The organism is Streptomyces sp. NPDC050534, assembly GCF_044457745.1.
Taxonomy (GTDB): domain Bacteria; phylum Actinomycetota; class Actinomycetes; order Streptomycetales; family Streptomycetaceae; genus Streptomyces.
Genome location: NZ_JBITHF010000010.1, coordinates 263,020 through 281,485, shown reverse-complemented (window position 1 = coordinate 281,485; position 18,466 = coordinate 263,020). Strand labels below are relative to the sequence as shown.

General features: G+C 68.9%; 16 protein-coding genes. 5 read left to right on the top strand and 11 right to left on the bottom strand.

The features are described 5' to 3' along the window. Positions 1-95: 95 nt before the first annotated feature. Positions 96-428, bottom strand: coding sequence for a hypothetical protein (locus ACIBN2_RS31325; RefSeq protein WP_399139377.1), 333 nt, complete (start codon positions 426-428; stop codon positions 96-98). A gap of 370 nt (positions 429-798) precedes the next feature. On the opposite strand from ACIBN2_RS31325, the gene ACIBN2_RS31320 reads away from it, so the two are divergent. Together ACIBN2_RS31320 and ACIBN2_RS31315 are read left to right on the top strand one after the other, a co-directional pair. Continuing rightward, positions 799-1,326 (top strand): universal stress protein, encoded by a 528-nt coding sequence (locus ACIBN2_RS31320; RefSeq protein ID WP_399139375.1) that lies wholly within the window; start codon positions 799-801, stop codon positions 1,324-1,326. 150 nt (positions 1,327-1,476) lie between these two features. Beyond that, on the top strand, positions 1,477-2,043 hold the full coding sequence (locus ACIBN2_RS31315) for a GPR1/FUN34/YaaH family transporter (protein WP_399139373.1): 567 nt from the start codon (positions 1,477-1,479) through the stop codon (positions 2,041-2,043). Positions 2,044-2,145: 102 nt separating this feature from the next. Here the strand turns inward: ACIBN2_RS31315 and glmS are convergent, their stop codons facing one another. Then, entirely contained in the window at positions 2,146-3,963 is a 1,818-nt protein-coding gene (gene glmS, locus ACIBN2_RS31310; RefSeq protein ID WP_399139372.1) for a glutamine--fructose-6-phosphate transaminase (isomerizing), read from the bottom strand. A gap of 30 nt (positions 3,964-3,993) precedes the next feature. Next, positions 3,994-4,251: a hypothetical protein gene (locus ACIBN2_RS31305; RefSeq protein ID WP_399139370.1), complete on the bottom strand. Its 258-nt coding sequence runs from the start codon at positions 4,249-4,251 to the stop codon at positions 3,994-3,996. Between the two features lie 174 nt (positions 4,252-4,425). On the opposite strand from ACIBN2_RS31305, the gene ACIBN2_RS31300 reads away from it, so the two are divergent. Continuing rightward, entirely contained in the window at positions 4,426-5,991 is a 1,566-nt protein-coding gene (locus tag ACIBN2_RS31300) for a purple acid phosphatase family protein (RefSeq protein ID WP_399139368.1), read from the top strand. A 54-nt stretch (positions 5,992-6,045) separates the two neighbouring features. Here the strand turns inward: ACIBN2_RS31300 and ACIBN2_RS31295 are convergent, their stop codons facing one another. Continuing rightward, positions 6,046-6,936 carry a DUF4429 domain-containing protein gene (locus ACIBN2_RS31295; protein WP_399139366.1) on the bottom strand — a complete coding sequence of 297 codons (891 nt, stop codon included), beginning with the start codon at positions 6,934-6,936 and terminating at the stop codon, positions 6,046-6,048. An 82-nt stretch (positions 6,937-7,018) separates the two neighbouring features. Between ACIBN2_RS31295 and ACIBN2_RS31290 the strand changes: the two genes are divergently transcribed. Beyond that, positions 7,019-8,617: a beta-N-acetylhexosaminidase gene (locus ACIBN2_RS31290; protein WP_399139365.1), complete on the top strand. Its 1,599-nt coding sequence runs from the start codon at positions 7,019-7,021 to the stop codon at positions 8,615-8,617. A gap of 86 nt (positions 8,618-8,703) precedes the next feature. Here ACIBN2_RS31290 and ACIBN2_RS31285 read toward each other — a convergent pair whose 3' ends face one another. Then, positions 8,704-10,473: an IucA/IucC family protein gene (locus tag ACIBN2_RS31285; protein ID WP_399139364.1), complete on the bottom strand. Its 1,770-nt coding sequence runs from the start codon at positions 10,471-10,473 to the stop codon at positions 8,704-8,706. Next, the gene (locus tag ACIBN2_RS31280; RefSeq protein WP_399139362.1) at positions 10,470-11,039 is read right to left on the bottom strand and encodes a GNAT family N-acetyltransferase; all 570 of its coding nucleotides are present in this window, start codon (positions 11,037-11,039) and stop codon (positions 10,470-10,472) included. Before ACIBN2_RS31280 ends, ACIBN2_RS31285 begins: the two co-directional genes overlap by 4 nt. A 137-nt stretch (positions 11,040-11,176) precedes the next feature. Between ACIBN2_RS31280 and ACIBN2_RS31275 the strand changes: the two genes are divergently transcribed. Further along, positions 11,177-12,466, top strand: coding sequence for an RNA-guided endonuclease InsQ/TnpB family protein (locus ACIBN2_RS31275; RefSeq protein WP_399139361.1), 1,290 nt, complete (start codon positions 11,177-11,179; stop codon positions 12,464-12,466). Here the strand turns inward: ACIBN2_RS31275 and ACIBN2_RS31270 are convergent. The 5 genes from ACIBN2_RS31270 to ACIBN2_RS31250 form a co-directional block, all read right to left on the bottom strand. Further along, the gene (locus ACIBN2_RS31270) at positions 12,393-13,688 is read right to left on the bottom strand and encodes a lysine N(6)-hydroxylase/L-ornithine N(5)-oxygenase family protein (protein WP_399139360.1); all 1,296 of its coding nucleotides are present in this window, start codon (positions 13,686-13,688) and stop codon (positions 12,393-12,395) included. The two genes, ACIBN2_RS31275 and ACIBN2_RS31270, sit on opposite strands and share 74 nt — an antisense overlap. Further along, positions 13,672-15,138, bottom strand: coding sequence for a lysine decarboxylase DesA (gene desA, locus ACIBN2_RS31265; RefSeq protein ID WP_399139359.1), 1,467 nt, complete (start codon positions 15,136-15,138; stop codon positions 13,672-13,674). Before desA ends, ACIBN2_RS31270 begins: the two co-directional genes overlap by 17 nt. Positions 15,139-15,268: 130 nt before the next feature. Next, positions 15,269-16,108 (bottom strand): siderophore-interacting protein, encoded by an 840-nt coding sequence (locus tag ACIBN2_RS31260; protein ID WP_399139357.1) that lies wholly within the window; start codon positions 16,106-16,108, stop codon positions 15,269-15,271. A gap of 47 nt (positions 16,109-16,155) precedes the next feature. Next, positions 16,156-17,199: an ABC transporter substrate-binding protein gene (locus ACIBN2_RS31255; protein ID WP_399139355.1), complete on the bottom strand. Its 1,044-nt coding sequence runs from the start codon at positions 17,197-17,199 to the stop codon at positions 16,156-16,158. 105 nt (positions 17,200-17,304) lie between these two features. Continuing rightward, positions 17,305-18,465 carry an acyl-CoA dehydrogenase family protein gene (locus ACIBN2_RS31250; protein WP_399139353.1) on the bottom strand — a complete coding sequence of 387 codons (1,161 nt, stop codon included), beginning with the start codon at positions 18,463-18,465 and terminating at the stop codon, positions 17,305-17,307. Position 18,466: the final 1 nt, after the last annotated feature.

Genomic DNA, 18,466 nt, shown 5'->3' with positions numbered 1-18,466 from the left:
TGCAGGTGGAACGGGGGTTGGGGGGTGGTTGCGGCACGGGATGCACGAGGTCCGGAAGTTGGCTGAAAAGCGACGTGCGCGTGCGCGGAAACCGGTCAGCCGACCGGTGTGTTTCCACCGGTCCGCCGTCCGCCTCTGTGAGCGCCCGTGCCGTTTCTGTGACGGCGCCCCCGGCTCGAGGCGGGCTCCTCCGGCGGGCGCCGGGCCGCACCGCGTTCGGACTGGCGCAGCAGCAGGCGGCAGACCGCGGTGACGGCGGCGAGGCCGAGCGCCGTGCCCGCGGCGCCGGCGAGCGAGGTGCCGTACCAGACGAGTACCACGGGAACCAGGACACAGCTGAAGGCCGCCCAGCGGACCACGTCGGTCGCGGTCTCCTGGGACGGATTGGACGCTCGGGGAGTATCGGGGGTGGGGCGCGGTCCGGACATGCGTGCTCCCTGGGGCCTGGGTCACGGTGTTCAACGCCTGTTCGACCGGTCGGTCACTGGGTGCCGCCGGGTTCCGGACCCGTGCGCGTCGCCGTGCTCCGGGCCGCGAGATACGTGAACCCTGTGCAAAGCGCCTGTACAGCGCAGCAACCATTGCGTTACGGGCGCACCCTCGTGCATGCTCCCTGGAACCCCCACGACGGGGGTCCTCGCGTTCGAGCGAGCCGACAGCGGGGGAGCGGGCGGGAACTGGGCTAAGGAGGCGTGCCGCCGTACCCTTGGGGGTATGGGGTTGGGAAGATGATTCCCGGACACAGCTCCGCCGCACACTGTCGTCCCTCCCATAAAGGATCAAAACGCCGAGACAGCCATGGCCGGTCACGAATTCTTCGAACCCGCGGACCGCAAGCGGCCCGTCGCCGATCCCACGGCGGCCGAGCCCGAGGCGGCGGAAGAGCCACGCCACTCCTGCGATCCAGCGTTCAAGCACGGCGTCGTCGTCGGATTCGACGGCTCCACGTCCAGTGAGCGCGCACTCGCCTATGCCATCGGGATGGCGCATCGCACCCGCTCGGGCCTGATCATCGTCCATGTCGCCAACCGGCTGCCCACCACGGTGTGGGCCGGCTGTGAGCCACCGGTCTTCGTCGACGTGCCGGACCACCGCACCGAGGTTCTCGGCCTCGAGCTCGCGTGCGCGGAGTACCTGTCCGAGGTGCCGTGGATCCTGGTCGAGCGCGGCGGCGACATCTGCCACGAACTGGAAGAGGTCGGGCGGGAGTACGAGGCGGACGCGATCGTCGTCGGTTCCACGCACGGCATCGTCGGGCGCATCTTCGGCTCCGTCGCGGGGCGGCTCGCCAAGCGGGCCAGGCGTCCCGTCGTTGTCATTCCGTGACGCGCCGTTCTCCCTGGTGAGATGCGATCCGGGAACGGCGGGTCTCCTTTGTGCAAAGCGCCAACCTACTGGCGCGTAGAGGTGTTTGTGCTTTTGTGAAGGGCATATATCGCTCACCGCACAACTGCACATGCATGAAGGGAGCCCGCCGTGGACAACGACGTCTCCGCGGGAAGCGGAACCACCACCGTGGTCGGCCGACTCGCCCTGGGAATCACCCTGTTGGCGTTCGGACTCGGGAACACCGACGTGATCAACGGTGTGTCGGCCGCTGACGCCGTCTCACTGGCCCACTACGTAGGCGGCGTTGCGCTGTTCGTCGCCGGACTCTTCGCCTTCCGCGACCGTGACACGACGACAGGTACGGCCTACTCGGCGCTCGGTGCCCTGTGGTTCACCTGGGCCGTCACCGCCGGCAACTCGATGTCCGCCAACGCGGCAGGTCTGTTCCTGCTGCTGTTCGCCCTGGTGGCGCTCACCCTGACCCTCGCGGGCGGGGACCAACTCGCCCAGGGGACCTACGGGTTGCTCTTCGTCTCCCTCGTGCTGCTCGCTCTCGCGGAGTTCGGGGCCGGCGGGTCCCTGACGAAGGTCGGCGGCTGGTTCGCCGTCGCCGCGGGTGCGGTCGCCTGGTACGCGGCGACCGCTGCACTGGCTCACTGGCCGACGGTGCTTCCTCGGCGCGCTGCAGGCCGGGGGGTGACGGCCACCGGCTGACGCAGCGGCGGGCCGGGGCATTGGGCGGCTCCGGCCCCTGAAGGAACGACCCCCTGCGCTGGTGGCGCGCAGGGGGTCGTTCACGTCCGGGAAGGGGAGTTGCTACTCCACCGTCACCGACTTCGCGAGGTTCCTCGGCTTGTCGATGTCCCGGCCGAGGGACAAGGCCGTGTGGTAGGCGAGGAGTTGGAGGGGGATGCCCATCAGGATGGGGTCGAGTTCGTCCTCGTTCTTCGGGACGACGATGGTCTCGTCGGCCTTCGCCTCCCGCTGGTGGGCCACGGCGAGGATCTTGCCGCTGCGGGCCTTGATCTCCTCCATGGCCGCGCGGTTCTTCTCCAGCAGGTCGTCGTCGGGGACGATCGCGACCGTGGGGAGGGCCGGCTCGATCAGGGCCAGCGGGCCGTGCTTGAGCTCGGAGGCCGGGTAGGCCTCGGCGTGGATGTACGAGACCTCCTTCAGCTTGAGGGAGGCCTCACGGGCCACCGGGTAGCCCCGGACGCGGCCGATGAAGAGCATCGAGCGGGCCTTGGCGAACTGCTCGGCCAGGCGCTTGATCTCGTCCTCCTGCTTGAGGACCTCGGTGATCTGCTCGGGGAGCCGCCTGAGGCCCTCGATGATCCGCTTGCCGTCGCGGACCGAGAGGTCCCGGGTGCGGCCCAGGTGCAGGGCGAGCAGCGCGAAGGCGACCGTGGTGTTGGTGAAGCACTTGGTGGAGACGACACAGACCTCGGGGCCCGCGTGGACGTAGATGCCCGCGTCGGCCTCCCGCGCGATCGCCGAACCGACCACGTTGACGATGCCGAAGACCCGCGCGCCCTTGCGCTTCAGCTCCTGCACGGCGGCGAGGACGTCGTAGGTCTCACCGGACTGGGAGACGGCGACGTAGAGGGTGTCGGGGTCCACGACCGCGTTGCGGTAGCGGAATTCGGAGGCCGGCTCGGCGTCCGCGGGGATGCGGGCCAGCTCCTCGATCATCTGGGCGCCGATCATGCCCGCGTGGTACGAGGTGCCGCAGCCGAGGATCTTCACGCGGCGGATCTGGCGGGCCTCACGGGCGTCCAGGTTGAGGCCGCCGAGGTGCACGGTGGAGAAGCGGTCGTCGATGCGGCCGCGCAGCACGCGGTCCACGGCGTCGGCCTGCTCGTGGATCTCCTTGTGCATGTAGGTGTCGTGGCCGCCCATGTCGTAGGAGGCGGCCTCCCACTCGACGGTGGTCGGCTCGGCCGTCGTGCGGGTGCCCTCGGTGGTGTAGGTGCGGAAGTCGTCGGCCGTGAGGGTGGCCATCTCGCCGTCGTCGAGGGTCACTATCTGCCGCGTGTGGGCGACCAGCGCGGCGATGTCCGAGGCGACGAACATCTCCTTCTCGCCGATGCCGAGGACAACCGGGGAGCCGTTGCGGGCGACGACGATGCGGTCGGGGAAGTCGGCGTGCATGACGGCGATGCCGTACGTGCCCTCGATGACCCGCAGGGTCTCGCGGACCTTCTCCTCCAGCTTCTCGGCCTGGGAGCGGGAGATGAGGTGGACGAGGACCTCGGTGTCGGTCTCCGAGAGGAACTCGACGCCGTCCGCCTCCAGCTTGCGGCGCAGGTCGGCGGCGTTGTCGATGATGCCGTTGTGGACGACGGCGACCTTGCCCTCGGCGTCCAGGTGCGGGTGGGCGTTCGCGTCGGACGGGGCGCCGTGGGTGGCCCAGCGGGTGTGGGCGATACCGGTCGTCCCCTTGAAGCGGGCCGGGACCTTGGCCTCCAGGTCGCGTACGCGCCCCTTGGCCTTGACCATCTTCAGGCCGGCCGTCTTCGGGGAGGCGACGACGATGCCGGCCGAGTCGTAGCCGCGGTACTCCAGGCGCTGCAGGCCCTCCAGGAGAAGGGGGGCGACGTCACGCTTCCCGATGTATCCGACGATTCCGCACATGTATGGATATCCCGTTCCCGGCCTTGCGACTCAGCCGTAGACGATGCGGCGCAGCTGCCTGAGCGTAAGCTCCGGCGGTGCCACCGCCCGGTATTTCAGGTCCGCCCCGATCCGTTCGAAGATCGTCGCGTTCACCAGGCCCTGGGCCTGGAGCTCGCGGTGGCGGCGACGGACGTACTCCTCGGTCGTCTCGTCGAAGTACGCGAGCACGTCCTGGATCACCCGCAGCGCCTCGCCCCTGCTGAGGGGCGAAGACCGGGTCAGGTGATCAACAAGTTCGTCGTGCACCCGACGATCCTGGGGTACGAAAGACCGTTTCGCAAGAATCCTGCCCGATTTCGGGCAGGCTGCTGGGGACGATCTTTGGTGCTCTCATGGACACCTGTTTACAGTCCGTCCACTCCGAGTCAGGTGCCCCGTCGCTCATGTGGACGAGTTTCAGACGTCATGGACATACCTCGTATGGGAGTACCGGAGCAGCTGGCCGCGCGCATGAGCCTGGCCGAGCAGCACGAGTACCTGCGCGCGAGATTCTCGCGGCGCAACCTGATGAGAGGCGGCGCCGTGACCATCGGCGCCGTCGCCGGTGGCGCGTTCGTGCCGGGAGCGGTGGCCCAGGCCGCGGTTCCCGCCCGGAGCTCCGCCCCCGCGACCGAGGCCGTCGACGGCGCCTACGTCGCCCCCTTCGGCCGCCACCTCGCCTACGGCAACGACCCGCGCACCGAGATGACCGTCTCCTGGCAGGTCCCGGTCGCGGTGAAGAAGCCCTTCATCCGCGTCGGCGCCCACCCCTGGGACCTCTCGCGCAAGATCGAGGCCGAGGTCCGCTCGCTGTACACGCCGGCCGGCGTCGGTGCGAGCGGTGACCACACGCAGTACTACGTCCACGCCAAGCTGACCCATCTGCGTCCGGGCAGGACGTACTACTACGGCGTCGGGCACCAGGGCTTCGACCCCGCCGAGCCGCACCTGCTCGGCACCCTGGGCACGTTCACCACCGCGCCCGCGCACAAGGAGCCGTTCACCTTCACGGCCTTCGGCGACCAGGGCGTCAGCTACCACGCGCTGGCCAACGACAGCCTGATCCTCGGCCAGAACCCGGTCTTCCACCTGCACGCCGGTGACATCGCCTACGGCGACCCGGCCGGCCAGGGCAAGTCCAGTGACACCGGCTTCGACTCGCGCACCTGGGACCAGTTCCTCGCACAGACCGAGTCGGTCGCCAAGTCCGTCCCCTGGATGGTCAGTTACGGCAACCACGACATGGAGGCCTGGTACTCGCCCAACGGTTACGGCGGCGAGGAGGCGCGCTTCACGCTGCCCGACAACGGGCCGGACAAGGCGCACCTGCCGGGCGTCTACTCCTTCGTCTACGGCAACACCGCGGTCATCTCGCTGGACCCGAACGACGTCTCCTTCGAGATCCCGGCGAACCTCGGCATCTCCGGCGGCACGCAGACCACGTGGTTCGAGGGCCAGCTCAAGAGGTTCCGCGCAGCGAAGGACATCGACTTCATCGTCGTGTTCTTCCACCACTGCGCCTACTGCACCTCCACGGCGCACGCCTCGGAGGGGGGCGTGCGGCAGGAGTGGGTGCCGCTGTTCGAGAAGTACACGGTGGACCTGGTCATCAACGGCCACAACCACCAGTACGAGCGCACCGACGTCATCAAGGGCGACAAGGTCGTCAAGAAGCTCCCGATCGGCGAGACGGCGTACCCCGAGACCGAGGGTGTCGTCTACGTGACGGCGGGCGCCGCGGGCCGCAGCCTGTACGCGTTCTCCGCGCCGGACTCCTACGAGGGGCACCTGAACGAGCGCGACTCCGTCGCCTCCTTCGTCAACACCAAGGACGGCAAGGTCAACGAGACCGTCGCCTGGTCCCGGGTGCGCTACCTCAACTACTCGTTCCTGCGCGTGGACGTGGAGCCCGCCGCGCGCGGCCACTACGCCAGGCTGAAGGTGTCGGGCATCGCCGAGACCGGTGACCGCATCGACCACTTCACGGTGGCCCGCAAGGCCAAGTAGCCGCAGCCGCGGCCCGCGAGGCCGGACGGACACCACGCGGGCGGTCCCCGGGCGCTACATGCGCTTGAGGACCGCCTGCTTGGCCAGGGTGAACTCCTCGTCGGTCAGCACGCCCGTGCGGTGCAGCTCGCCGAGCTCGCGCAGCCGCCGCAGCAGCGCGTCATGGTTGTCCTCGCGCTGTTCCGCGGGCGCGAGCCGCTTGTGGCTGCGCGGCTCCTCGGCAGGGGCGTCCGTCACGGCCGTCGCCGACGGGTGTGGCAGGCGTGCCTGCACGGCGGCCGCGAGCAGCGCCATCAGCGGGTCCTTCTTGAAGCCCCACAGCTCCACGGAGTTGGGGTCGTACTTGGGCGGCGCCTTGGTGGGCGCGCCCTGCACGGTGAAGCGCAGATGCCCGTTCTCCAGGCCGGCCGCGGGCTGCCACTCCACCGCGACCAGTTCCGCGACGGCCAGGGTGCGGGCGCCGGCGGCGGCCTTGGCGTCCTCCGTCTTCCAGTTCCACTCCAGGCGGATGAACTCGCCGTCGAAGCTCGCCGTGCCGTCCCCGGCCGAGACGGAGAGCGGGAGGGGCGGGCCCGGCAGCAGGTACTCGCTCACCGGGTCCGCCGGAACCCCGTCGAGCAGCAGGGCGTTGCGGACCTCGTCCACGAAGTACTCGGCCACGCCGTAGCGGTCGGACTCCACGATCAGCTGGTAGGGGTCGTTGGGCTCGGTGAGCCGGCCGCCGGAGGCGTGCAGCAGCGGGTCGGCACCGTCGCGCAGCCGCAGTCTGAGCCGACCCGACTTGCGGCCCTGCTCGAACGAGATCCCCGCCAACGCCCCGAGCGGGATGACGAGTTCACCCAGCGTGCGGCGGAGCAGGCTGACGTTTCTGTCCCGCCCCGGCGTCAGTCGAAGGGCATCGCCGTCGAAGGCCCAGGTGCCGTCCTTCTGGATGATTTCCGCCATGGGGTGATTGTTTCACCGGATCTGCGAGAGAGTGGTCTCTACCATTCGTGGTCCCTCAGGGGTCCCTGTGAAGGGAGCGCATGTGAGACGGCACCACAGAACGACTCCCCGTACGGCCCGTGTCCTCGGGTCCCTGCTGCTCGTAGCGGCGGCCGGGGCCTTCACCGTCGGCGCGGCGCCGGCGGCGAAGACCGGGGCGACCCCGCTCGACCGGGTGGTTCCGGCACCCGCGTCGGTCGCCCCGGGCGGATCCCCGTACCGCATCACCCGCGACACCCGCATCCGCGTGGACGACTCGCGGGAGGCCCGCCGGGTCGGCGAGTACCTCGCCGGCATCCTGCGGCCCTCCACCGGCTACCGTCTGCCGATCACCACGCAAGGCGGTGCGGGCATCCAGCTCCACCTGCACAAAGGCCCCTTCGGCGCCGAGGGCTACCGCCTCGACAGCGGCGGCAAGGGCGTCACCATCACCGCCGCCGAGCCCGCCGGACTCTTCCACGGCGTGCAGACACTGCGCCAGCTGCTCCCGGCGGCGGTGGAGAAGAACGCCGTCCAGCCCGGACCCTGGCTGGTGGCCGGCGGCACCGTCAAGGACAGCCCGCGCTACGCCTACCGCGGGGCGATGCTCGACGTCTCCCGCCACTTCTTCAGCGTCGGTCAAGTCAAGCGCTATATCGACGAGTTGGCCCTCTACAAGGTCAACAAGCTGCATCTGCACCTCAGTGACGACCAGGGCTGGCGCATCGCGATCGACTCCTGGCCGCGCCTTGCGACCTACGGCGGCTCGACGCAGGTCGGCGGCGGCAAGGGCGGTTACTACACCAAGGCCGACTACAAGGAGATCGTCCGCTACGCCGCCTCCCGCTATCTGGAGGTCGTCCCCGAGATCGACATGCCCGGCCACACCAACGCGGCCCTCGCCTCGTACGCCGACCTGAACTGCGACGGCAAGGCGCCCCCGCTCTACACGGGCACGGACGTCGGCTTCAGCTCGCTGTGCGCCGGCAAGGACATCACATACGCCTTCGCGGACGACGTGATCCGCGAGCTGGCCGCGATCACCCCCGGACGCTATCTGCACATCGGCGGCGACGAGGCGCACTCCACCAGCCATGAGGACTACGTGACGTTCATGGACCGCGTGCAGCCGATCGTGGCCAAGTACGGCAAGACGGTGATGGGCTGGCACCAGCTGACCGGCGCGCACCCGGTGAAGGGCGCCGTCGCGCAGTACTGGGGCCTGGACGACACCGACGCGGCCGAGAAGGCGCAGGTGGTGAAGGCCGCGCAGAACGGCACCGGGCTGGTCCTCTCGCCCGCCGACCGGCTCTACCTCGACATGAAGTACACCGAGGACACCCCGCTCGGCCAGGACTGGGCCGGCCTGGTGGAGGTACGGCGGTCCTACGACTGGGACCCGGGCAACTACCTTGCAGGGGCGCCCGGTTCGGCGATCAAGGGCGTCGAGGCGCCGCTGTGGACCGAGACCATCGTGACGAACGCCGACATCGACTACATGGCCTTCCCGCGGCTGCCCGGTGCCGCCGAGCTCGGCTGGTCGCCCGCGGCCACGCACGACTGGGACGGCTACAAGGTGCGGCTCGCGGCGCAGGCGCCGCGCTGGGACGCGCTGGGGATCGGCTACTACCGGTCGCCGCAGGTCCCCTGGCCCGCCAAGTAGGTCCGCCGTTCAGTTCGGACATGCAGGCCGGACAGGGCGGACGGGCACCCCGGAGGACCGTACTCCAGGGTGCCCGTCCGCGTTGATCAGAACCCCGCGACGGGATTCTTCAGGGTTCCGATCAGCTGGAGGGCGCCCGCCGGATCGGCCAGGTCGACCATCTGCCGGTTGTCGCGCAGCTGGAGCCGGTTGAGGCAGGACAGTGCGAACTCCGGGGCGAACATGTCGTACTGCTCGAACTTGTCGGCCAGTTCGGGCACCGACTTCTGGTACTCGCGGACGGCCTCGGCGACCGTGCGCCAGAAGTCGTCCTCCTCCAGGATCCCCTCGCCGGCGAGGTCCGCGGCGAGGAAGCGGAAGAAGCAGTCGAAGACGTCCGTGAAGATCGACAGGAGCTTCTTGTCCTCCGGGACCCGCACACGCAGCCGCTCGACCGCCGGCGGCAGCACCGCGTCCGGGTCCATGACGGCGATCTCCTCGGCGATGTCCTTGTAGACCGCGCGCTGGACGACGCCGTCCTTCAGGACCAGGATGACGTTCTCGCCGTGCGGCATGAACACCAGGTCGTAGGCGTAGAAGCTGTGCAGCAGCGGGGTGAAGTACGCCCGCAGATAGCGGCGCAGCCACTCGGTGGGCGCGAGGCCCGACTGCTCGATCAGCGCGCCCGCGAAGGACGCGCCCTCGTGGTCGACGTGGACGAGGGAGGCCATGGTCGCCAGGGACTCGCCGTCCCCGAGGGAGGAGACCGGGCTCTCGCGCCACAGCGCCGCCAGCATCTTGCGGTACGGCGAGTAGCGGTCCGTCGCCTTCTCGTACTCCAGGTGCCGGTAGCCGACCGCGGCCCGCTCGCGGATGATCGACAGACCGGTCGACCGCAGGACCGGGTCGCCCTCGACAAGCTGGGCGAGCCAGTCGTTGATGGCCGGCGTCGCCTCCATGTAGGCGGCCGAAAGCCCGCGCATGAAGCCCATGTTGAGCACCGACAGAGCCGTCTTCACATAGTGCTTCTCGGGGTGCGAGCGGTTGAAGAAGGTCCGGATGGACTGCTGGGCCAGATACTCGTCGTCGCCCTCGCCCAGGCACACGAGGTTGCGGCGCGCGACCTCGGCGGCGAAGGTGACCGTGAGCTTGTTCCACCACTGCCAGGGGTGGACGGGGATGAGCAGGTAGTCGGCCGGGTCCAGGTCCTGCTCGCGCAGGATGCCATGGAAGCGCTCGACGGTCTCCTCGCCCAGCTCCTGCCGTACGAAGGACTCGTACTCGATGCCCACGCCCGGCGTGAACGCGGCGCGCGAGCGGTGGGCGGCCAGCCACACCAGGCGGACCGGGCTCGCTGTCTCGGGGGCGTACGACAGGTACGCGTGGATGCCGAAGCCGAGCCGTCCGTTGTTGGCGACGAAGCAGGGGTGGCCCTCGGTCATGCCGGTCTCGATGTCCTGGAAACCGGAACGGGCGAGCTCGGCGGACGGGATCTGCGGTTTGGTGAGCTTGTAGCAGGTGCCGGAGAGGGTGGAGGAGATCTCCTCCAGATAGACGGGCAGGACCTCGTCGCTCAGGCCCAGGGACTTCTGCAGTTCGATGAAGAAGTCCATTGCGGAGAGCGGGAGTTCGGCGCCGTCACGATGGCGGGTGACGGAACCGGCGTCCACCTGCCAGTGATCGAGGGCGCGGAGCACGGCCGTGAAGGTGTACCGGGTCAGGCCGTCGTCGCTGCGGACGACGTACCGGTCGCCCTGCCGCTCCGGGGTGATCAGCCGCTCGTGGGCGAACTCGGCGAGCGCCTTGCGGATCAGCAGGCGGTTGGCCTTCTCCCAGCGTTCGGGGGAGAGGTGGGCGACGGCGTCGGCGAGGCTCATGCGGTCACCCCCGTGGCGGACAGGCTGCGTTGGACGGCGAAGAAGCGCTCCCGGGTGCAGAAGCTCAGCAGCGCCTTCTTCTCCGGCTTCTGTATCTCGCGGTCGGGCACGAACCCGACGGCCTCGTTCAGTGCGTGTACGGGCTTGTTGGCCACGTCCGGCTCGACGACGACGCGCCGCACCGCCGGGTCCTCGAAGAGCCGGGCCATCACGGCGGTGACGACGGCCCTGGTGAAGCCGTGGACGGGCGTGTCGGTGGCGGGCGTGAGGAAATGCATGCCGATGTCGCCCGGCTGCGGCTCGTACAGGCCGGCCAGTTCGCGGTGGGCGGGGTCGTAGTACTCCATCAGGAAGGCCGGTTCGCCCTCCCGCAGCCCGAGCAGCGCGTGGTGGTGCTCATCGGCCGCGATCTCCATGTAGGCACGCTCGACGTCCACCAGCCTCGCGTCCTGCATCATCCAGAAGGCCGCCTTGGGGTGGGTGACCCAGGAGTGCAGCAGCTCGGCGTCCTTGAGGGGGTCGAGGGGGCGGAAGGTGAAGATGCCCACCCGTGGCGCGGTGGTCATGGGGACTCCTTGAGTACGTGGTTCGTGGGTCGAGGTCGAGCGAGACGGATGCGTAGATCCTGGGCGATGCGAGTTTCGTGAATTCCGCACCGCGATTTTCCGGTTCCACTACCTTTGAGTGCACGGGGGAGCAAGGTGTGAAACGGGCCTTCAAGTACAGGTTCTATCCGAACGCGGAACAGGCGGAACAACTGCTGCAAACCTTTGGCTGTGTCCGTAAGGCCTACAACCTCGCTTTGGAAGCACGCAGTCGGGCCTGGACCGAGGAACGCCGCAGAATCTCCTACGGGCAAACCTCGGCGATGTTGACCGAATGGAAGCGAACTGAAGAGTTGTCCTACCTGGCGGAGGTGTCTTCGGTTCCGCTCCAGCAGGCGTTGAGGCATTTGCAGTCTGCATTCACGAGCTTCTTCACCAAGCGGTCTGCCTACCCGCGCTTCAAGTCGAGGAAGCGGTCCTGTGCTGCTGCCGAGTACACGCGGTCGGCGTTCACCTGGAGAAACGGCAGACTGACGCTGGCGAAGATGCGTGGGGCCATCGACATCCGTTGGTCGCGACCGCTGCCGGACGGCGCGGACCCCTCCACCGTGACGGTCTCCCGCGACGCTGCCGGGCGTTGGTTCGTGGTCCTGCTCGTCGAGGTCCGTGCGGAGAAGATGCCTCGAGCCGCCGGCCCGGGCGTCGGAATCGATCTCGGACTGAACAGTCTCGTGACGTTGTCCACGGGAGAGAAAGTCGCCGCCCCCGGCTTCGGGAAGCGGGAACGCGCTCGCCTGGCGAAGGCCCAGAAGGAGTTCGCTCGCAAGAAGAAGGGATCGAGGAATCAGGCGAAGGCGCGGCGGAAAGTTGCCCGAATCCACGCCGGAGTCGCCGACAGGCGGCGCGACCATCTTCACAAGTTGTCCACCCGTATCGTCCAGGAGAACCAACTGGTCGCGATCGAGGACCTGCCGGTCCGGAACCTGATGGGAAATCGGAATCTCGCTCGGGCGATTTCGGATGCGTCGTGGGCGGAGTTGCGCGTCATGCTGGCGTACAAATGTGCTTGGTACGGACGTGAACTGGTCGTTGTTGATCGGTTCTTTCCGTCGAGCAAGACGTGCTCGACGTGTGGCTCGATCCGCGGCCCGCTGCCGCTCGGAGTCCGCGCATGGACGTGCGAGAACTGCGGCGCCCAGCATGATCGGGACCACAATGCCGCACAGAACATCGTGGCCGCCGGGCAGGCGGTGTCGGCCTGTGGAGGCCGCGTAAGTCCTCAACGGAATTCCTCCGGACGGGCAGCGGGCGATGAAGCAGGAAAACTCGTGGCGCGAGCCGTGAGAGTTCCCGCCCCGGAGGGGCGGGAAGATGTCAAACGGCGAACTCCTGGAACGCGATCGTCTTCTCGACCGGGTAGTACGCCGTGCCGAGCAGCTCGCGGATGATGCAGCTGTTGCGGTACGCGCCCATGCCCAGGTCGGGGCTGGTGATGCTGTGGGTGTGCACGCCGGCGTTCTGCAGGAAGACGCCGCGGCCGGTGACGTCGACGGCGTAGTTGCGGGCGACGTCGAAGCGGCCGTGGCCGTCGAGGCGCAGGCGGTCCTCGACGGGAGCCAGGAAGGCCGGGGGCTCGTAGTGGTAGCCGGTCGCCAGCACGAGACCCTCCGTGCGGATCTCGAACTCCTTGGCCTGCTCGTCCTGGTGGAAGCCGAGCTGGTACGCCCCGTCCGTGTAACGGGCGCTCGTCAGCGACGAGTTGGTCAGCAGGCGCGTCGGCACCGGCCGGCCGCCGCTCTCGACGTTCTTCTGGTACAGCAGGTCGTAGATCGAGTCGATGAGGTCCGAGTTGATGCCCTTGAAGAGGCCCTTCTGCTGCTTCTCCAGCCGGTAGCGGGTCTCCTCGGGCAGCGCCCGGAAGTAGTCGATGTAGTCCGGAGAGGTCATCTCCAGGGTCAGTTTGGTGTACTCCAGCGGGAAGAACCGCGGGGAGCGGGTGATCCAGTTGAGCTGGTAGCCGTGGACGTCGATCTCGGCGAGCAGTTCGTGGTAGATCTCGGCGGCGCTCTGGCCGCTGCCGACGACGGTGATCGACTTCTTCGACTGGAGCTCCTTCTTGCGGTGCATGTACCGGGAGTTGTGGAAGAGGCCGCCGTCGAGCCCCCGGCAGGCCTTGGGCAGGTACGGGACCGTCCCCGTGCCGAGGACGAGGTGCCGGGCGCGGTGGACGTCGCCGGCTTCGGTGCGCACGAGGTAGTGGCCGTCCTCGTACGTCACCTCCGTGACCGTCGTGCCGAACCGGACGCTGCCGAGCTGATGCGCGGCCCAGCGGCAGTAGTCGTCGTACTCGACGCGCAGCGGATAGAAGTTCTCGCGGATGTAGAACGAGTACAGCCGGCCCTTCTCCTTCAGGTAGTTGAGGAAGGAGTACGGCGACGTCGGGTCGGCGAGCGTGACCAGGTCCGACATGAACGGGGTCTGGAGGTGGGCGCCGTCCAGGAACATGCCCGCGTGCCACTCGAAGTCCGGCTTCGACTCCAGGAAGAGACCGTCGAGTTCGGCGATCGGCTCGGTCAGACACGCCAGGCCGAGGTTGAAGGGGCCGAGCCCGATGCCCACGAAGTCGTAGGTCCTCGGAGCGGAGCCGGTGGGCTCAGGAAGCGCGGTCAAGGGATTCTCCCAGGTACTGCTCGGCGTGGCCGGCGATCAGGTCGAGTACGGCGGCGATGTCGTCGGTCGTCGTCTCGGGATTGAGCAGGGTGAACTTCAGGTAGTGGCGGCCGCCCACCTTGGTGCCCGCGACCACCGCGTCGCCGGAGGCGAACAGGGCCTTGCGGGCGTAGAGGTTGGCGCGGTCGATCTCGGCCGGGTCGGTGACGGCTGCCGGGATGTAGCGGAAGACGAGGGTGGAGAGGGCGGGCCGGACGACGACGTCGAAGCGCGGGTCGGCGGCGAGCAGCCGCCAGCCGTCGGACGCGAGGTCGCAGACCTGGTCGAAGAGCTCGCCGACGCCGTCGGCGCCCATCACCCGCAGCGTCATCCACAGCTTGAGGGCGTCGAAGCGGCGGGTGGTCTGCAGGGACTTGTCGACCTGGTTGGGGATGCGCTCGGTGACCATGCGGCGCGGGTTGAGGTACTCGGCGTGGTAGGTCGCGTGCCGCAGCGTGGAGGCGTCCCGCACCAGCACGGCCGACGAACTCACGGGCTGGAAGAAGGACTTGTGGTAGTCGACGGTGACCGAGTCGGCGCGCTCGATGCCGTCGATGCGGTCCCGGTACTTCAGCGAGGCGAGCAGACCGCAGCCGTAGGCCGCGTCCACGTGCAGCCAGGCGCCGTACTGGGCGCACAGTTCGGCGATCTCGGGCAGGGGGTCGATGGAGCCGAAGTCGGTGGTGCCTGCGGTGGCGACGACGGCCATGGGGATCAGGCCGTCCTTCCTGCAGCGCTCCAGCTCGTGGGCGAGGGCGACGGTCTGCATCCGCTTGTCGTGGCCGACGGGGACGGGCACCACCGCGTCCTGGCCGAGGCCGAGGAGTTTCGCCGACTTCTGCACGCTGAAGTGGCCGGCCTTGGAGGCGAAGATGCGCAGTCTGGCGAGGGAGGCCCCCTCTTCCCGCTCTGCCCACCCTGGCTTGGCCTCCTCCCTGGCCAGCAGCAGTGCCTGGAGGTTGGACTGGGTGCCGCCCGAGGTGAACACGCCGTCGGCGTTGTCGCCGAGGCCGATGCGGGCGGCCGTCCAGTCGATGATCCTGCGCTCGATCAGGGTGCCGCCTGCCGACTGGTCCCAGGTGTCGAGGGAGGAGTTCACGGCGGACAGGACGGCCTCGCCGAGCACCGCCGGGATGACGACGGGGCAGTTGAGATGGGCGAGGTAGCGCGGGTGGTGGAAGTAGACCGCGTCGCGGAGGTAGACGTCCTCGAGTTCGTCCAGGGCGGCGCCGGTGTCGCCGAGCGGCCGGTCCAGGTCGATCGCGGCGATCCGGGGAGCGAGGGTGTCGACGGTGACACCGGTGAACGGACGGTCGGTGGTGGCGAGTTTGGCCGCCACCCGCTCGACTCCTTCGGTCACGGAGCTGCGGTACCGCTCCGCGGTCAGGTCATTGAGCAGGTGCGAGCGCATGTGGGGGTCCTCCGGTGGGGACAGTCCGTGCGGGGTGGGAGAGCGGGGAAGCCCAAGGCCTTCCGGCTTCAATTTAGGTTAGCCTAACCTAAGTTCATTGCCTCCAATCCTGTCCCTCCAGTGACCGCCGTCACCCCGTTTCGCGCAGCTGCTCCTCGCTCAGGCCCTGCCGCCAGTAGCCGACGAAGGTGACGCGCCGCCGGTCGATCCCGCGCTCGCCGACGAGATGCCGGCGCAGCTGCCTCACGCATCCGCTCTCGCCCGCGATCCAGGCGTACGGACGCTCCGCGGGCGGGAGTTGGGCCGTGCGCAGGGCGTCGAGGGCCATGGGGGACCCCTCGGCGCCGCCGGCGTCCGCGTCCTGGACCAGCCAGGTGATCTCGGCGTCGGCCTCGGTCGCCAGGTCCTGGATGTCCCCCGCGTCCCGCACCTCCAGCCAGACGCGGGCGGGGGCGCCGGCGGGCAGGGACTCGAGGATCGCGGAGACGGCCGGGACGGCGGTCTCGTCGCCCCAGATCAGCGTCAGGTCGGTGTCCGCGGGCGGCCGGAACCGGATCGCGCGGTTGTCCGCGACGGCGGGGCCGAGCAGGACGACCCGGTCACCGGCGCCGGCCCGTGCGGCCCAGCCCGAGGCGGGGCCGCACGGGGTGTGCAGGACGAAGTCGATGTCGATCTCGTCGGGGTCGCGCCGCAGCGAGCGCAGGGTGTACGAGCGCATCACCGCCCGTACGCCGTCGGGCAGTTCACGCCATGCCTGCCACCAGCCGTCGCCGAGCTCGTACGGCACGGCCGGCTCGCGCTGCCCGGGGTGCGGCAGGAACAGGGACAGGGACTGGTCGCGCCCGTCGGAGCGGAACGCGTGCAGATCCTCCCCGCCGAAGGTGACGCGCACCAAGGACGGCCCCAGCCGCCTCGTCCGCACGACCTGAAGAGAGAAGAAACGGAACGGGGCGGCTACGGCCGTCGTCATGCGGAACTCCTGAATCGACGTCAGGGGATGCGTACCTCAGGGGCGCGTCAGCTGACCTTCTTCGCGTTCTCCAGCGCCTCGGCCAGACTGGTGAGCAGCGGAACGCACTTGTCGTAGGACAGGATCGGTTCGGGGGACCGGGGGATGACCTGTCCCGCCTTCACCGCGGGGAGCTTCTTCCAGGTGGGCTTGGTGATGTCGGCGGGCTGAGTCGCCGAGGTCCGGTCGTCCATCATGATGATGTCCGCCGCGTACTTGTCGACGTTCTCCCAGCTCAGCGACTCGTACCAGCCGCCTCCCTTGGCCTTCGCCTTCTCCGGGGGCTCGACGAAGTTCACGCCGAGCGCCTTGAAGTACTCCAGGTCGACGGAGAGGTTCGTGCCGGAGACGTAGAAGAGCGTGTCGGCCGCCGAGGCGGCCATCACCTTGAGGTCCGGCTTGGCCTTCGCGGCCTTGCGCAGCCGGGCCGCCGCCTCCTCGAACTTCTTCTTGGCATCGGTGGCCTTGGCCGCCTTCATGTCCGCGCCGAGCGACTCCGCGAGCGCCCACATGCGCTGGAGCGGCTCGGTCAGCTGGCGGTCGTAGACGGAGATGCCGACGCTGGGGGCCAGCTGGGCGATCTTGTCCTTGGACGCCTCGGGGACGTACCAGAGCGTTCCGGCGTCGTCGAACATCGTGCTGATGAGCACGTCGGGCGCGAGGGCCGCGTACTTCTCGACGTTGAACTGGTCCCAGACGTTGCCGAGGATCGTGACCTTGCTGATGTCCATGTCGCCGGCCTGGACGTCGGGCTTGCCGCCCGTGGTCTTCGTGGGGCCGAAGACGCCCTTGACCCCGATGCCGTAGTCGTGGAGGGCGGCGGCGACACCGGTGAACGCCACGATGTTCCTGGGCGCCTCGTCGAGCTTCACCGTCTTGCCGCGGTCGTCCTTGAAGGTCCAGGGGCCGGATTTGGCCGCGGTCGTCGCGTCGGAGCCCCCGCTTTTCGCGTCGTCGTCACCGCAGGCGGCGAGCGCGGCACCGAGGCCGAGGGCGCCGCCCGCGGCGAGGATGCCGCGGCGGGTGAGGTGAGTGGCTCTGGCGTTGGACATGGTGAGGCTGCTTTCGAACGGGGCGGAACGCCCGCCGGACAACTGTCAACATAGGTTAGCCTAACCTCAGTCGATGTCCAGGGGGCGTTCCGCGCCCGGGTCCGGTCAGCCGGTGAGGCCCAACTCCCGTGCGATCAGCATCCGTTGCACCTCGCTCGTGCCCTCGCCGATCTCCAGGATCTTGGAGTCGCGCCACATCCGTGCCACCGGGTACTCGTTCATGAAGCCGTAGCCGCCGTGGATCTGGGTGGCGTCTCGGGCGTTGTCGACCGCGACCGTGGAGGAGTGGAGCTTGGCGAGGGCGGCCTCCTTCTTGAAGGGGGCGCCGGTCACCAGCCGGGCGGCCGCGTCCCGCCAGGCGAGCCGGGCGGTGTGGGCCTTCATCTCCATGTCGGCGATCTTGAACTGGATGGCCTGGTTGGCGCCGATGGGGCGGCCGAAGGCGTGGCGCTCCTTGGCGTACTTCACCGACTCGTCCACACAGCCCTGGGCGAGGCCGGTCGCGAGTGCCGCGATGGCGACACGGCCCTCGTCAAGGATGCGCAGGAACTGGGCGTAGCCGCGGCCCTGGGTGCCGAGCAGGTTCGCCGCCGGGACGCGCACGTCCGCGAAGGACAGCTCGCGGGTGTCCGAGGCGTTCCAGCCGACCTTCGAGTACGGCGCCGCCACCGTGAAGCCCGGGGTGCCGGACGGGACGATGATCGACGAGATCAGCGGCCTGCCGTCGGGCTTGCGGCCGGTGACCGCGGTGACCGTGACCAGGCCCGTGATGTCCGTGCCCGAGTTGGTGATGAAGCACTTGGTGCCGTTGATCACCCACTCGTTCGTCGACTCGTCGAGGCGGGCCGTCGTGCGGGTCGCGCCCGCGTCCGAGCCGCCGTCGGGCTCGGTGAGGCCGAACGCGCCGAGGATCTCGCCCGAGCACAGGCGCGGCAGCCACTCGCGCTTCTGCTCCTCGGTGCCGAACAGATGGATCGGCATGGCGCCCAGCGAGACGCCGGCCTCCAGGGTGATGGCCACCGAGGAGTCGACACGGGCCAGCTCCTCCAGCGCCACACCGAGCGCCAGGTAGTCGCCGCCCATGCCGCCGTGCTCCTCGGGGAACGGCAGCCCGAACAGGCCCATGCGGCCCATCTCGCGGACGATCTCGTACGGGAACTCGTGGTGCTCGTAGAACTCGCCGATCTTGGGTGCCACCACGTCGTGGGCGAACGCCTCGACGGTGCGGCGGAGTTCTTCGAGCTCGGGGGAGAGACGGAAGTCCATG